The sequence below is a fragment of the Pseudomonas sp. PB103 genome (genome assembly GCF_009764635.1).
Lineage (GTDB): Bacteria > Pseudomonadota > Gammaproteobacteria > Pseudomonadales > Pseudomonadaceae > Aquipseudomonas.
Genome location: NZ_RWIL01000049.1, coordinates 82,728 through 97,436 on the forward strand (window position 1 = coordinate 82,728; position 14,709 = coordinate 97,436).

At 55.7% G+C, this 14,709-nt stretch carries 13 protein-coding genes; 11 read left to right on the forward strand and 2 right to left on the reverse strand.

All coding sequences use genetic code 11. The features are described 5' to 3' along the window. The first annotated feature begins 32 nt into the window (after positions 1-32). From EJA70_RS31070 to EJA70_RS09235, 8 genes are all read left to right on the forward strand, one after another. Positions 33-374, forward strand: a complete 342-nt coding sequence (locus EJA70_RS31070) for a hypothetical protein (protein ID WP_074759366.1) — start codon at positions 33-35, stop codon at positions 372-374. A 100-nt stretch (positions 375-474) separates the two neighbouring features. Next, entirely contained in the window at positions 475-1,731 is a 1,257-nt protein-coding gene (locus EJA70_RS09205; RefSeq protein WP_034115515.1) for a TolC family protein, read from the forward strand. Further along, the gene (locus EJA70_RS09210) at positions 1,728-3,212 is read left to right on the forward strand and encodes an efflux RND transporter periplasmic adaptor subunit (protein WP_034115514.1); all 1,485 of its coding nucleotides are present in this window, start codon (positions 1,728-1,730) and stop codon (positions 3,210-3,212) included. Before EJA70_RS09205 ends, EJA70_RS09210 begins: the two co-directional genes overlap by 4 nt. Further along, positions 3,209-6,352, forward strand: a complete 3,144-nt coding sequence (locus EJA70_RS09215; RefSeq protein WP_034115513.1) for an efflux RND transporter permease subunit — start codon at positions 3,209-3,211, stop codon at positions 6,350-6,352. Before EJA70_RS09210 ends, EJA70_RS09215 begins: the two co-directional genes overlap by 4 nt. A 352-nt stretch (positions 6,353-6,704) precedes the next feature. Beyond that, on the forward strand, positions 6,705-7,871 hold the full coding sequence (locus tag EJA70_RS09220) for an SAVED domain-containing protein (RefSeq protein ID WP_060480363.1): 1,167 nt from the start codon (positions 6,705-6,707) through the stop codon (positions 7,869-7,871). Then, on the forward strand, positions 7,872-9,122 hold the full coding sequence (locus tag EJA70_RS09225) for a nucleotidyltransferase (protein WP_158830535.1): 1,251 nt from the start codon (positions 7,872-7,874) through the stop codon (positions 9,120-9,122). It begins immediately after the preceding gene. Further along, positions 9,106-10,890 (forward strand): ThiF family adenylyltransferase, encoded by a 1,785-nt coding sequence (locus tag EJA70_RS09230; RefSeq protein ID WP_086794037.1) that lies wholly within the window; start codon positions 9,106-9,108, stop codon positions 10,888-10,890. Before EJA70_RS09225 ends, EJA70_RS09230 begins: the two co-directional genes overlap by 17 nt. Next, on the forward strand, positions 10,887-11,369 hold the full coding sequence (locus EJA70_RS09235; RefSeq protein ID WP_034115605.1) for a Mov34/MPN/PAD-1 family protein: 483 nt from the start codon (positions 10,887-10,889) through the stop codon (positions 11,367-11,369). Before EJA70_RS09230 ends, EJA70_RS09235 begins: the two co-directional genes overlap by 4 nt. Before the next feature lie 28 nt (positions 11,370-11,397). On the opposite strand, the gene EJA70_RS09240 is transcribed toward EJA70_RS09235, so the two are convergent. Continuing rightward, positions 11,398-11,946 carry a 3'-5' exonuclease gene (locus EJA70_RS09240; protein WP_158830536.1) on the reverse strand — a complete coding sequence of 183 codons (549 nt, stop codon included), beginning with the start codon at positions 11,944-11,946 and terminating at the stop codon, positions 11,398-11,400. A 227-nt stretch (positions 11,947-12,173) separates the two neighbouring features. Between EJA70_RS09240 and EJA70_RS09245 the strand changes: the two genes are divergently transcribed. Further along, entirely contained in the window at positions 12,174-12,806 is a 633-nt protein-coding gene (locus EJA70_RS09245; RefSeq protein WP_080963325.1) for an antitoxin Xre/MbcA/ParS toxin-binding domain-containing protein, read from the forward strand. 288 nt (positions 12,807-13,094) lie between these two features. Here EJA70_RS09245 and EJA70_RS09250 read toward each other — a convergent pair whose 3' ends face one another. Further along, the gene (locus EJA70_RS09250) at positions 13,095-13,502 is read right to left on the reverse strand and encodes a helix-turn-helix domain-containing protein (RefSeq protein ID WP_042562261.1); all 408 of its coding nucleotides are present in this window, start codon (positions 13,500-13,502) and stop codon (positions 13,095-13,097) included. 95 nt (positions 13,503-13,597) lie between these two features. Here EJA70_RS09250 and EJA70_RS09255 point away from each other — a divergent pair, with 95 nt between their 5' ends. Beyond that, a complete protein-coding gene (locus EJA70_RS09255; RefSeq protein WP_042561910.1) occupies positions 13,598-14,038 on the forward strand; it encodes a disulfide bond formation protein B in 441 nt (146 codons plus the stop codon). Then, positions 14,035-14,679, forward strand: a complete 645-nt coding sequence (locus EJA70_RS09260) for a thioredoxin domain-containing protein (protein ID WP_042561909.1) — start codon at positions 14,035-14,037, stop codon at positions 14,677-14,679. Before EJA70_RS09255 ends, EJA70_RS09260 begins: the two co-directional genes overlap by 4 nt. Positions 14,680-14,709: the final 30 nt, after the last annotated feature.

Here is a 14,709-nt window from a genome sequence, read left to right on the forward strand (position 1 = left end):
TAGCACCATTTCTACTGGCTACACTTCAGCACATGACACGCTATCTACGGCTTTGCCTGATTTTACTGATTAGCCTTGCGCTTCCCCTCAGCGGGATGGCGGGTGTTCAGGCGCCGACAGAGCCGTGCCCCATGCAAACCATGGGCATGGCAATGATGGACGGCATGGGCCAAGACTGCTGCCATGACATGAAAAGTCCCACCGAGCACGGAAAACCCTGTAAGCCGGGCCAGGAGTGCAAGACCGGCGGCATGCTGCAAGTCTCCATCGTCAAGCCTCCGGTGACCCTATCTAGCCCCCTCGAAGCGTCCATCTCCATAGATTCCCATCCTGTGCAAACCCCATCAGGGGTATGGCGACCTCCCCGCATTTGATTCCTGTACCACACTGAGCCTCATTCCGCGTCATGCGGGATGGCATATCTGCGCGCATGTCTCATGAGGCGCGCGGTGGATCATCACAGGAATCGTGACCATGAAATCCAAGTGCTATTGCACAGGGTGGCCCCTCGTGACCATCTTGGCGGCAAGCGTACTGGCCTTGCCGAGTCTCGCTGCTGCATTGACACTCGATGAAGCTTTGCAGCTGGCTGAAAACAATGCGCCGTCGCTGACTGCACAAGACGCGAAAATTCAGGCTGCCAGTAGTGCGGCCATCCCCGCTGGTGAACTACCCGATCCCAAGTTGCTGCTAGGCGTACAGAACTACCCCATTGGGGGCCCGGATCGTTGGAGCATCGACCAGGACTTCATGACTATGCGAATGGTCGGAGTCAGTCAGGAGATGCCCAACAGCGCCAAGCGCAAAGCCCGAGTCGAGGTCGCTGATGCGGCCATTGACCGCGCAGCCGCTGAGCGCCGGGTCGAACGTCTAAAGGTTCGTCAGGCCACGGCGTTGGCCTGGATCAACAGCTACTCGGTTGAGCGCAAAGACACGCTGTTTCAGGACTTCTACAAAGAAAACCGTCTGCTGGCCGATACCGTCCGGGCACAAATTGCCGGCGGCGGCGCTCAACCTGCTGATGCAGTAACGCCCAAACAGGAAGCGGCACAACTGGAAGAGCAGCAGGACGATCTGATTCGCCAGAGAGCGCAGGCCCGAGCGGCCCTGAAGCGCTGGATTGGACCGGCCGCCAACGACAAACCTGTGGGTAGCTTGCCTGAATGGCCTGTCGACGCATCTGGTTACTCTCATAAGCTGCAACATCACCCAGAATTGGCAGCGTTTGAACCAATGACCCGCGAAGCGCAAGCCAAGGTCCGTGAAGCCGAAGCGGAAAAACAGTCGGATTGGAGCTGGGAAGTCGACTATCAGAATCGCGGCCGAGAGTTCGGCGACATGGTCAGCGTGCAATTTTCATGGGATCTACCGCTGTTTCCTGACTCACGACAAAACCCCAAAATTGCAGCCAAGCACGCGGAACTCAACCAGCTTGAGGCTGAGCGTGAAGTCCTTTCACGCGAGCACACCCAGCAACTAGAAGATCAGGTGGCCGACTATGAGCGCCTGAATCGCGCCGTCCATCGATCCCAGAGCAGTCTGCTCCCTTTGGCTAAAGAAAAGGTCGAGCTCACTATGGCTAGCTATCGCGCCGGCAAGGGCGATTTGAACTCCGTCGTGGCCGCTCGGCGCGAGCTTATCGAAGCCCGACTCAAGCAGATTGATGTTGAAGAGCAGCGTGCTCTCACCAGCGCTCGCCTGTATTTCGCCTATGGGGAGTCCGCTCAATGATCTCTCGAACATGGAAAGGGGTTTTTGTTGTCAGCATCTCAATTGCTTTGGGAGTCGCCGGTGGTTACTGGTTGGCCCAACCGAGGGTGAGCGCAGTACCGGATGCAGCATCGGAGCAGAAGCCGAAGCCATCAGTCGATCGCAAGGTTCTGTATTGGTACGACCCCATGTACCCACAACAGAAATTCGATAAGCCGGGTAAGTCGCCCTTCATGGACATGGAGATGGTCCCTCAGTACGCGGATAGCAAGGGGGACAGCGCCACTGTTCGCATTGATCCAAGCCTGACCCAGAATCTTGGCGTGCGACTGGCTACTGTCAGTCGAGGTGTGTTTGATTCGAGTCTGGATGTTGTGGGTGTATTGACCTTCAACGAGCGCGACGTTGCCGTCATCCAGGCCCGTACGGCGGGTTTCGTCGAGCGTGTGTATGCCCGCGCTCCTGGCGATGTGATTAAAGCCAACGCCGCTTTGGCGGATATTCTTGTCCCGGAGTGGTCTGCGGCTCAGGAGGAGTTTCTCGCACTCAAGCGTAGTGGCGATGCGGGCTTGCTGGCAGCGGCTCGCCAGCGTTTGCGGCTCACCGGGATGCCGGCGGCATCGATTGCTCAAGTAGAGCGCAGTGGCAAAGTCCAACCAAACCTGACCCTCACCAGCCCCATCAGTGGGGTGTTGCAAGAACTCGATGTGCGCGAAGGTATGACAGTTGCTGCCGGCGAAACACTGGCACGCGTGAATGGTTTGAGTAACGTCTGGCTGGCTCTGGCGGTCCCGGAGACTGAATCGGGGTCGATTCAGCTGGGGCAAGTGGCTGAGGCGCGTTTGCCCGCGTTCCCAGGCGTCGTGCTCAATGGCGTGGTAAGCGCGATTCTTCCAGAAACCAATCCCGATAGTCGCACCCTTCGCGTGCGCGTCGAATTACCTAACCCAGAAGGCCGTCTAAGGCCGGGTATGACTGCACGAGTGAGCCTCAATCGCTCAACGGAGCAAAGTGTGCTGTGGGTGCCGAGCGAGGCGGTCATTCGCACCGGTCGACGTGCCCTAGTGATGCTCGCTGAAGGCGCCGGTCGCTATCGTCCCGTGGAGGTGCAACTTGGGCAGGAAGGCGATGGCAAGACGGCCATATTGAAAGGGTTGGAAGAGGGCCAGAAAGTGGTTAGCTCTGGCCAGTTCCTGCTCGACTCGGAGGCCAGTCTTAAGGGCATCGTGGCCAAATCAGAGGAACCTTCACCCACCAGTGCAGCTGCCGCGGGTTTGCATGAAGCGGATGGGCAAATCGTTGAGATCAACGATAAGGAAGTCACTCTCGCTCACGGCCCTTTCAAGACGCTGGGCATGCCTGGCATGACGATGACGTTCCCGCTCGCCAATCCCGCTCTGATGCAGGGCCTTAAAACGGGCGACAAGGTCCGGATAGGCGTGAATCAGACCGACGACGGATTGCGTGTTGAGCGTCTGGACAAATCAGGGGGCCAGCCATGATTGCTGCCCTTATTCGTTGGTCAGTAACCAACCGATTCCTGGTGCTACTGGCGACGCTGTTTATCACGGCCTGGGGCCTTTGGTCGGTGCAGAGCACGCCCATTGATGCGCTACCAGACTTGTCCGATGTGCAGGTGATCATCCGCACCCCTTATCCGGGACAAGCACCCCAGATTGTCGAGAACCAGGTCACCTATCCGTTGGCCACCACCATGCTCTCAGTACCAGGTGCCAAGACGGTGCGTGGTTATTCCTTTTTCGGTGACAGCTTTGTCTATGTGCTTTTCGAAGACGGCACTGACTTGTACTGGGCTCGCTCGCGGGTGTTGGAGTATTTGAGCCAAGTACAAAGCCGCTTGCCGGCCAGCGCCAAGCCGGCGTTGGGGCCAGATGCGACAGGCGTAGGATGGATCTTCCAGTACGCGCTGGTGGATCGCAGTGGCGGGCATGATCTGGCACAGCTACGCGCCCTTCAGGACTGGTTTCTCAAGTTTGAACTCAAGACCCTGCCCAATGTGGCGGAAGTGGCCACTGTGGGCGGCATGGTCAAGCAGTACCAGGTACAGCTAGATCCGCTCAAATTGGCCAGCCTTCGTATTACGCAGGCCGAGGTGAGCGAAGCGATCGGCAAGGCTAACCAGGAAACTGGTGGTGCAGTGCTGGAGATGGCAGAGACCGAGTTCATTGTGCGGGCTTCCGGCTACTTGAAAACGCTCAATGATTTTCGGGCGATCCCACTCAAGCTGGGATCGGGCGGTGTGCCGGTGAACTTGGGCGATGTCGCCACGATCCAGTTGGGGCCGGAGATGCGCCGTGGCATCACCGAACTCGACGGCGAAGGCGAGACGGTTGGCGGCGTGGTGATTTTGCGCAGCGGTAAGAATGCTCGCGAGACCATTGCGGCGGTCAAAACCAAACTCGACGAACTGAAAAGCAGCCTGCCGGCCGGGGTGGAAATCGTCACCACCTACGATCGCAGCAAGCTGATCGACCGTGCTGTGGAAAATCTCAGCCACAAGCTCATCGAAGAGTTCATCGTTGTCGCATTGGTTTGCGGGATCTTTCTTTGGCACCTGCGCTCGTCCCTGGTGGCGATCATTTCCCTGCCGGTCGGTGTGCTGATGGCCTTTATTGTCATGCGCTACCAAGGGATTAACGCGAACATCATGTCCTTGGGCGGGATAGCCATCGCCATCGGCGCCATGGTCGATGCTGCTGTGGTAATGATCGAAAACGCACACAAGAAGATTGAGGCCTGGCACGTCGCCAATCCTGGTGAGGAACTGAAGGGTGAGCGTCATTGGCATGTAATGACCGAAGCAGCGGCTGAAGTTGGACCAGCTCTATTCTTCTGTTTGTTGATCATCACCCTTTCGTTCATTCCGGTGTTCACCCTGCAAGCGCAAGAGGGGCGGTTGTTCGGCCCGCTGGCTTTCACAAAAACCTACGCCATGGCCGCCGCAGCAGGATTGTCAGTGACCTTGGTGCCGGTATTGATGGGCTATTGGATTCGAGGACGGATTCCTAGTGAAAAAAACAATCCGCTGAACCGCTGGCTCATTCGGATCTACCAGCCGGCTCTGGATGCAGTGCTGCGGCGACCGAGGATCACGCTGCTGGTGGCAGCGTTGGTGTTTTTTAGTGCGCTTTGGCCAATGTCGCGCTTAGGTGGCGAGTTTCTTCCGCCTTTGAATGAAGGCGACCTGCTCTATATGCCTTCGGCTCTGCCTGGATTGTCCGCACAGAAAGCGGCCCAACTGCTGCAACAGACCGACCGCCTCATCAAAACCGTGCCGGAGGTCGAACATGTCTTCGGTAAAGCGGGACGTGCCGAAACTGCCACCGACCCGGCGCCGCTGGAGATGTTCGAAACCACTATCCAGTTCAAGCCACAGGAGCAATGGCGCCCAGGCATGACTCAGGAAAAACTGGTGGAAGAGCTGGACCGAGTCGTGCGAGTTCCTGGGTTGACCAATATCTGGATACCACCGATTCGCAACCGAATCGATATGCTGGCTACGGGGATCAAAAGCCCCATTGGTGTAAAGATTGCCGGCACCAATCTGACGGAGATTGATTCCGCGACTCAGGCGGTCGAGCGAGTGGCCAAGAGCGTACCCGGTGTCAGTTCGGCGCTGGCCGAGCGATTGACCGGTGGACGTTACATCGACGTGGATATCGACCGAAAAGCCGCCGCCCGATATGGACTGAATATCGCCGATGTGCAGTCGATCGTGTCCGGCGCTATCGGCGGTGAAAATGTCGGCGAGACCATTGAAGGGCTTGCACGCTTCCCAATCAACGTCCGTTACCCTCGGGAATGGCGGGATTCGCTTGGCGCTTTGGAGCAGTTGCCAATCTACACCCCGCTAGGCAGCCAGATCACCCTTGGCACAGTGGCGAAGATCAAGGTCAACGACGGGCCGCCGATGCTCAAAAGTGAAAACGCACGGCCTTCAGGCTGGGTGTACATCGACGTGCGCGGCCGGGATATTGCCTCCGTAGTCGCCGATTTGCGCCGGCTCGTCAGCGAGCAGGTCAAGTTGCAGCCCGGCATGAGCCTGAGCTACTCAGGTCAGTTCGAATTTCTTGAGAGGGCCAACGCACGACTAAAACTGGTGGTCCCTGCCACGCTGCTGATCATCTTCGTCCTGCTTTACCTGACATTTGCCCGCTTCGACGAGGCCCTGCTGATTATGGCCACGCTGCCATTTGCCCTCACGGGCGGTGCATGGTTTCTTTATCTGTTGGGATTCAACCTGTCGGTTGCCACCGGGGTTGGCTTTATCGCCTTGGCCGGCGTTTCTGCCGAATTTGGCGTGATCATGCTGCTCTACCTGAAAAATGCCTGGGCCGAGCGTCAAGACCTCGGTGACAACACAGAACGCGGGTTAATGGCCGCGATTCGTGAAGGCGCTGTGCAGCGCGTTCGCCCCAAGGCCATGACCGTGGCGGTGATTATCGCTGGTTTGTTACCTATACTTTTGGGAAGCGGTACCGGCAGCGAGGTAATGAGCCGCATTGCCGCCCCGATGATTGGCGGTATGGTCACGGCGCCTTTGCTGTCGCTGTTTGTGATTCCGGCTGCCTATCAGCTCATGCGCCGTCGAAACCTATCCGCTGAGCTTGGCAGGGACTGACGCGGAGAAAATGCACAAAAGGGGCTGCTCTTGCAGCCTCGTTTGAGCTGCACAGCTCGTTTTCATCAGGCCTGTGCGCGATGTGTATTGAAATTAGCGAGTTTATGTCTTTTGCATAAACTCGCTAATTTCGATACATACGCTGTGGTCAGTGCCATTAACCCACCAGCACTTGCCAGAAAACGAACGCTGCCACCACTGCGTTTCGATGGGCCAAGAGCATTCTGGCTCAAAGCCGACTCAGCATTCGTCACCCTCATATCTCTCTTGAAATTGAGGCAAATGACCTTAATATGATCTTATCTTGCCATCATCGTTTTCAATCATGGATGTTTCTCGGGGGTAGGTCGGAATGGCAGAACAAGAAGACGCTAAGCCCGCAAGCGGGCGCTTCAACACAAATGATGAGACGAAGCGGATCGTATGGACACAGACCGCTGGTCATTGTGAACTGTGCGGTACGGATCTGACGTTCGACTATCGTGCCGGCAAGCCAATGAGATGGGGCGAAGTGGCGCATATTCTGCCCGCCAGTCCCAAAGGCCCTCGGGGACGCGCGGATCATGATGCTGAGGCGCACACAAACGATACCGCTAATCTGATGCTCCTGTGCCCAGGTTGTCATGACAAAATTGATCGTGACGCAGATGGGTATCCTGAAAATGATTTGAGTGGTTTACACCAAGCGTACCTGGAACGCATCCGACTCGCCGCAACGACCCCCGATGGTGGTAGAGCCATTCCTCTCATCGTCCAAAGTCAGCATTTTCAGACAATCAACGATATTCCCGTTCGCGATCTGTTGACTGCGATGTCCGCCGAGGGATTAACCGCCTTCGATCAAGGCATCAAAATCACTTTCCCTGCGCCAGGACCACGCGGCCGCGACACTACCTATTGGCTGAACGTCAAAGACAGCATCCAGTATGAGCTGGAACAGCAACTCAAGCGTCGCGGCGGTACCTACGGCGACTCGCCCGCGCTGGCAGTAGTCGGCTTGGCCGACATCCCGGCTTTGATGATGCTGGGCCAGAGTATCGGCGACCGTTCCAAGCGCTTGATCTTCTCCTTTCACCGCGAACATCGTTTGCGCTGGCCCGATCAGTCCGCTGAGCCGCCCGTTTTTTTGTTTACACCTCCCCCCGAAGGCGACGGGCCACTGGCGCTGGTGCTCTCCATTTCTGCGCAAGTCCCAGTTCGCGACGTGACCGACGCTCTGCCGGGTGCACGTATTGCAGAGCTGTCGATCCCAGAACCAAGCTATGCGATGGTACAGAACCGTCGAGTGATTCATGCCTTTCGCGACGCACTTCAAATACGACTGAGTCAGCTTGAAGCTCTGACTCCTGACCCTATCCACGTCTTCGCCGCTATTCCTGCGGCATTGGCCATCGAGTTTGGCGCGTTGCTCACAACGCAGCATCAACATACGTACCTGATCTTCGATCGGGACAAAGAAAACCAGGATCGGTTTACGCAAACACTGCAATTGGGCTCGGTGGCCCAGGAGGCTAGGTAAATGCTATTGAGCAACGAACAGACCAAGCGCAGCAGTTGGGAATATTTTCTGCTTCGCGCCGCGCGGGAAATCTCGCTGTCGGAAGCGCAGTACGAAAAAATAAATGACCGCTACTCCCAACTGGAAAAAATCCTCTCGGCTTCCGACAACCCGCTGCTCGCTGAGGCCCATATCTTCGTTCAAGGCTCGATGCGGCTGAAAACGACCATCAAGCCAATCCCCGGCGCGCCTGCGGATCTGGACACCATTGATGCGGACGCGATTATCTGGCTCCCTCACGCTCAAGGCGCTAGTGCGAAGGAAGTTCTAGAGGCGATTGAGCAGCGTTTTAGGGAAGGCTCCCGCGTTCAGGAAGAAGTTAAACAATTACGTCGGGGCATCCGCATCGTTTATGCCGACGAAAATCCAGGCTTCCACATCGACGTCACACCTGCACGCGCGATCAACGGAAATGGCGAAGCAAACGGCGAGGGTAAGCTGGAGGTTCCGGATCGGGTCACAGGGTGGAAAGCAAGCAGCCCTATTCCTTACTCGAATTGGTTGCAGGTCGCTTCCGCCCAGGAAATCTTTCTGGAAAGCTTGGTGATTGCCAAAAGCCAGAGAATGCTTGATGCCGCGACACAAGATCCTTTGCCGCACTATCAGGATTACATCGATCAAGATCCCCTGCGCGCGACCATAAAGCTGCTGAAGCGGCATCGCGATGAATGGGCTATCAAGACAAAAAGCGCTGATACTCGCCCAATTTCTGCGGTCATTACGACCCTGGCCACTCACGCATACCTGGATGTCGTGAAAGAGTCCCAGTCAAAGCCATTGGCACCGCTCGATGCAATTTTGGAAATCGTTCGCAGAATACCGCAGCACATTGCGTATAGAGGTAGCGATTGCTTTGTCTGCAACCCTGCCGATAACGGCGAAAACTTTGCAGAGAAGTGGAATCGACCGGGTGAGGGGCAAGGCTATCGTCAAGCATTTTCCAAATGGCATGCGGACGCCAGTGCTTCTGTGTCATTAGGTTTGGAAAGTTTTGAATCCAATGATTCTTTTGCCGAGGCAGTGAAAAAGAACTTCGGTATTGCGCCGGCGTTCATCACAACAGTAAACAATGAAATCCCTGCGAATTGGACGATGCCTGGCCGACCGGATGGCACTACTCGAAACTCTGCTTCGATGGGTTCGCTCTTCGGAGGGGCCAGCGGTGGCGGAACCTCTCAGTCGAGCGTAAAGCCAGTTGGACGCCTTGGCTGATCCTCTTAAGACGCCATTGCAGCGCGGAATCGCCGCACTGCGAGATACCCTAGGTCAGGATGCAGCTGATGCATTGCTCCAGCCCGCACCCATGCGGGCTGACGAAGCGGCGTGCTTTCACTTCCCCTTGCCCATCGATTACACGGGGCAGGAGCGGCGACTGCGTATTGGTTTCCCCTCCAACTTTCCCCGTGGGCTCTTGCGGCTGAACGTCGAACCTTCTCCATGGCTGGTTTGGCCGCATGCCACTAAGTCGGGGCTTTGCCTTCATGGCTTTCAGGAACGCCCCATTATGGGCTCCCCGGAGGTCGTGGTAGAGGACAGCCTTGCTCGCTTGGCCCAGATCGTTTCGTTGTCCAAGATGGGATCAAGTCAGGCAGCGCGCGATATCGAATTTCAGAATGAGATCACTACCTACTGGTCTTTTCAGCACGGACAGTCGTACCAGAACCTTTTACTTTTGGATCGACCTCAGGCTGCCTCGCAGTTGTTTGCTCTCAGCGATCCGCGCCGGGCTGTGCCATCCGGTCAGGAAACGGTTTGGCTAGCATCGAACATAGCTGCACTCAAAGGGCATTACCGACGGGTTGTCGGGCGCTCCGCTGTCATTCGCGCGGCCGAAACTCCTGGTTTTTACGTTAAGCTTCAGACTTATCCGGATATCCGCACCCCGGATCCAGAAGATTTATTGCTGTGGCTCACGCCACACCTTCAACCAGACGATGCCGAGCAATTGCTGGCATGGTTTGAGCTGCATGGAACGTTGGCGAGTCGATGGATTGTCCTGGAGCTTCCTGGGGGGACGGATGCTCCAACTTATTGCCTCAATGTGCGCTCGCTTGGCGTACAGCAAGAGCGGGGGGCAAAGTTTGGCTTGCGCACAGCGCGCCGCCGGCCAGCCATCGCAAATGCACATCCTCCGGCACTTGTCCGCGCAACTGCCCTAGACGTGCTTGATCGTGCGTCCATTCTGTCCCGCGATATAAGCGGCACTGCAAAGCACCTTGAAAATGCTCGGGTCGTTTGTGTTGGCGTTGGCTCGTTAGGCAGTGCGGTGGCAATACAACTGGCACGCTCCGGTGTCGGCCACCTTACCCTCATCGACCCTGACACTCTGGTGTCAGCCAATCTGGGTAGGCACGTTCTGGGAGCGGATAGCCTAGGGAGGCTGAAAGCCTCAGCGTTGAGGGACAAGATTCTGTTAGATCTTCCGACTACAGAATGCACCGCTTATTCGACTTTCGCCGAAGTAGTTATGAGCAGCAAACCAGAAGTGTTCGATAACGCAGATCTTGTGGTGATTACGACAGCGGACTGGCAGTCGGAGGTCACTGTATGGCGAGCCAAATCCAGCGGCGTTTCTTGGGGACTTTTACAAGCCTGGAGCGAACCGTATACCCAGGTAGGCCACGCGCTATTCGCACCAGCCGGTACCTTTGATGGCCGTCATTTATTCACGGACATCGGCGATTTTCTTCATAAGTTTACCGAGTGGCCGGGAGGAGGTGTGGTTCCACTGCCCGCTTGTGGGGAGAGCTTTATTCCAGGCGGATCGCTGGGGATGACCAATATCGCCTCTATGGTGTCGCACACGGCTTTACGTGCATTGACCTGCAACATCACCACTGCATCTTGGGTCAGCAGTATCTACAGGCCTGAAGATGTGCCGAGCCTAGGAGGCCAATACCATGGGCCCAAACTTCCAGAGGGGGCGCAGCAACTCCTACTCGAGCGCGGATGGCCGGAACATAAGGATGAAATGGTATGACGGATATCGCATGGCGCTGGCGATGGCCGGAGGTGAATACCGAGCTATTGGTGTCCCAAGCTGTCGCGAACATCTTCGATAGTCATCGGCAGGGCCTTTTTGGCGTGGAGCGAGGGGGACAGTTATTCGTCAATCCGGTTGATCCGAAAGGTCTGCTGTTGGCCTTGGCCACGGTGCCTCATCGCGCCGATCGGTCAGGTTGGTCTTGGCTAGAGTTGGATGCGGAGCGGTGCCGTCAGGAGATCAGGGCTGCCAACGAACAAGGGTTACGTCTGGTGGGCTACTGGCATACACACCCCCAATCCGTTCCGGTGATCTCTCCGGCAGATATCGGAAGTTTCTCCAAATTTGCTGCACGTTACACGCAGGATTTGCCGCACCCGATAGCCGTTATTGTCGGCAAGTCCGAAAAACCTGAAGGTATCAAGGCGTGGTCGTTCAGGGACGGCCGATATGTTGAGGCAGCCTGGGTCAGATGAGCTTTAAGTCCGTGAGGTGGAAGGCAGGTCAGCGTTTATCTTTACCCGCTAGCATCAGGGCGAAGAGCTCTGCCTGAAAGCGGGCATCATCCAATGCGTTATGGTTCGGCTCGCTGAGTGGCTTCAGCGCAGCGGTCATCTTGGATGATTTTGTTTCCTGCCAGCTGCAACCTAAAGCGCCCATAAAGTAGGCCTTCATGTCGATGGCGGTAAAACCAAAGGGGTTGGTTTCCAGGTATTTGTGGAAGTAGTAATTGACGAATGACCAGTCAAACGGCGCATTGAGTCCTACGAAAATGACCTTTTGCCCCGTTTGGCAGGACGATTTCAGCCATTCACCAAATGTCAGCATCGCCTGTTGCGGAGTGAGTCCTTCGCGCTCCAGCTTCTCCAGACTCAGCCCCGATACTGCCAGTGCTTCTGGGTCGTGTTTTGGACTGTCAGGTCGTAGTTCAAGATAGATGGACGTGGCAGGTTGATCTACAAGGCAAGCTCCAATGGAAAGCAGGCTGTATTCGCCTGGTATAGGTCCAGAAGTCTCGACGTCGACGGAAACATAAAGCTCATCAGGGTTCATGTCATATCCTTTTCGTGTAGTTGCCAGATCACGCTCAAGCTCGTAACCATGTGACGGTGGAAAGGCGGCAAAGCCATTGCCCCATTTTTTGCTGTTGCACTCGCTATCCGGCGTTCGAGCAGCGGCAGTGCATGTCTACTGGAGGAGTGCACGTTCCTTTGGTCAGCTCTGCGCCCGAGCATAATGATGTGTGTCATTCTCTAGTCGCGGATGAGGGCCGGACAATCATGAGCGAGCATTGGATAGTCAAGTGCCAGAATACTGAGGACGGTACTGGCGACATCATCATTGACCTACCTCCAGAGTTGCTTGACCAAATGGGGTTAGGTGTTGGTGATCATTTAGAGCTAACGATAGCGAATGGCACATTAGTGCTGACGCCCATGAACAGTGCAATATCAGTACGGCCGATGTTTGCTGGAGTCCTGCGTGAGGATGCCTATCATGCTTACCGCAAGCGGTTGGCTGCGTATCTCCATATCCCTTCCAACGCTTCGGATCAAGACATTCACGACATGATAGTAGCTGGCTTTTCGGCCGGCCTGATTTCATCGCTTTGTGCTGATGGCACCGTAAATCCGCAAGAACGCGACATAATCATTCACCCCAAAACGCTCAAAACAAAATTGGCAAGCGATCAGCTTTTAACGTCGGATGAGAGCGATCGCCTGTTCCGGTTCGCACACATTACCGCCATGGCCGAGATCATGTTCGGGGACGAAGGGAAGGCCAAACAATGGCTTTCCAAACCCAAAGCCCGTTTTTTGGGAAAAAGCCCACTGGCAATGGTCACTACGTCTCACGGCACACATCTAGTTGAAGAAATGCTGATTCAGGTGTCTGAAGGCATGTCATTTTAATCCTGCCACAGTTAACAGTGTGGACGGAAATAACGGGCAGCAGCATGCCCACTTCTATGACTATCACTGAATCTGAGAGTCAATCACTATGATCAACGCAAACGCTCTAGCCGGTATAGGCATCAAAGCCCAAGCGTTGGTTCATCCCTCAACGGCGTGCGTTACGTCATTGCACCTGCGACTCTTGATACCGCCAAGACGGAGTCGAAACCACCACATAGTCGATATAAATGATCAGTTCATTCAACAGGACTCCCGCCAAAATTGTGGGGTGGCCGGTTAGCATCCTTAACGGGGATTGGACATCGACTCGATAATACGGCACTGCTCGATCACGCCGCCCTCGCAACAAGCAATCAAACGCTCCAACTCCACCTCCAAGCCTTGCAGGTCTCGGATGCGCATTCGAACCTGCTCTAACTGCCCCTCGATTTTTGCGTCCACCCTGGCGCAGGAAGCGTCGCGGTTATCCGCAAAGCCCAGCAACTCTCGAACATCGTCAAGGCTGAAGCCCAGTGTGCGGCTACGTCGGATGAACAATAGACGGTCGCGCTCCTCGTCGGTGTAGAAGCGATAGCCTGATGCTGAACGCCCTGCAGAAGGCAGGAGGCCGACCTGCTCGTAATAGCGGATGGTCACCGCTTTGGTATCAGTCGCCTTCGCCAGATCACCGACTGTGTATTTGGTCGAACTCATTTCGCTTGACCTTATAGTTGCTAGAATCTTCATTCTACGCGCCTTAGGCGATAAGCAAATCTGCGTGCGCTCAATAGAAAAGTGGACTGAATCCTATGGAAGCCCCCTTAAAACAACATCAATCCGGAGCTTGGGCGCTGTTGCTCTGTGCCTGGTTGCTTGCTCTGGTATCAACAATCGCCGTGCTATTCGTTGGTGAAGTCATGGGGCAACTGCCCTGTGTGCTCTGTTGGTTTCAACGAGCCTTCATGTTTCCACTCGTCCTGGTATTGGGCGTCGCCTGCTGTTTATCGGACACCGGTGTTTGGCGCTATGCACTGCCATTAGCAGTCATGGGTTGGCTCATCGCTCTGTATCACAACCTGCTTTATTTCGGACTGATTCCTGAAAGCATCAAACCTTGCGGGGCCGGCCCTTCCTGCTCCGGTGCCGACATGACCATCCTCAGTGGTGTTCCGCTGCCACTTTTATCGCTGGGCGTGTTCAGCCTGCTGATCATTTTTCTCGTTCTTATCCGTCGGAGATTTACCGTATGAGCAGACGCGCCGTCGTCCTCTCCATCAGCGTGCTAGCCATCGTAGGCTTTGCCGTCGCAGCATTTTTCTACAATCGTGCTGCCACTGTGCCCCAGGCTACAGCACCTGTACCGCAAACCAGCGCGCTAGTGCGGTTTAACTCACCAAGCTTCGGCCCTGCCGACGCCCCGGTGACAATCGTAGAATTCTTCGATCCATCTTGTGAAAGCTGCCGTGCCTTCTACCCTATCGTCAAAAAGATGATGTCACAACACCCAGGCGATGTTCGCTTAGTGCTGCGCTATGTGAAGCTTCACGTAGGGTCTGAAGAAGCCATACGTCTGCTCGAGGCTTCACGTAAGCAGGGTGTTTTTGTGCCGGTACTTGAAGCTGTCCTCGCTGCTCAACCGCAGTGGCATGACGATGCGAAAGCATCAGCAGCTTGGGACGTAGCGGCCCAAGCGGGCTTGGACGTGGCTAAGGCTCGTGAGGACATGATGTCGCCGGAGATCACCGCCACGATAGAAAGAGATGCCGCTGATGCCAAAACTGTAGGTGTGAAGGGAACACCGACATTTTTCGTTAACGGTAAACCCCTGACTAACTTCGGCGCTCAACAGCTCTACGATCTGATTTGGAGCGAAATCAACCAAGCTCGTTAATAAGGGCGCGTGCGGAATGCGGAATGAAAA

Bases quoted from the DNA above. Each gene is read 5' to 3' on its own strand.
- EJA70_RS09210 (WP_034115514.1), top strand. From the start codon at position 1,728: ATGATCTCTCGAACATGGAAAGGGGTTTTTGTTGTCAGCATCTCAATT.
- EJA70_RS09215 (WP_034115513.1), top strand. From the start codon at position 3,209: ATGATTGCTGCCCTTATTCGTTGGTCAGTAACCAACCGATTCCTGGTG.
- EJA70_RS09255 (WP_042561910.1), top strand. From the start codon at position 13,598: ATGGAAGCCCCCTTAAAACAACATCAATCCGGAGCTTGGGCGCTGTTG.
- EJA70_RS09250 (WP_042562261.1), bottom strand. From the start codon at position 13,502: ATGAGTTCGACCAAATACACAGTCGGTGATCTGGCGAAGGCGACTGAT.
- EJA70_RS09225 (WP_158830535.1), top strand. From the start codon at position 7,872: ATGCTATTGAGCAACGAACAGACCAAGCGCAGCAGTTGGGAATATTTT.
- EJA70_RS09235 (WP_034115605.1), top strand. From the start codon at position 10,887: ATGACGGATATCGCATGGCGCTGGCGATGGCCGGAGGTGAATACCGAG.
- EJA70_RS09245 (WP_080963325.1), top strand. From the start codon at position 12,174: ATGAGCGAGCATTGGATAGTCAAGTGCCAGAATACTGAGGACGGTACT.
- EJA70_RS09220 (WP_060480363.1), top strand. From the start codon at position 6,705: ATGGCAGAACAAGAAGACGCTAAGCCCGCAAGCGGGCGCTTCAACACA.
- EJA70_RS09205 (WP_034115515.1), top strand. From the start codon at position 475: ATGAAATCCAAGTGCTATTGCACAGGGTGGCCCCTCGTGACCATCTTG.
- EJA70_RS09260 (WP_042561909.1), top strand. From the start codon at position 14,035: ATGAGCAGACGCGCCGTCGTCCTCTCCATCAGCGTGCTAGCCATCGTA.
- EJA70_RS09240 (WP_158830536.1), bottom strand. From the start codon at position 11,946: ATGAACCCTGATGAGCTTTATGTTTCCGTCGACGTCGAGACTTCTGGA.
- EJA70_RS31070 (WP_074759366.1), top strand. From the start codon at position 33: ATGACACGCTATCTACGGCTTTGCCTGATTTTACTGATTAGCCTTGCG.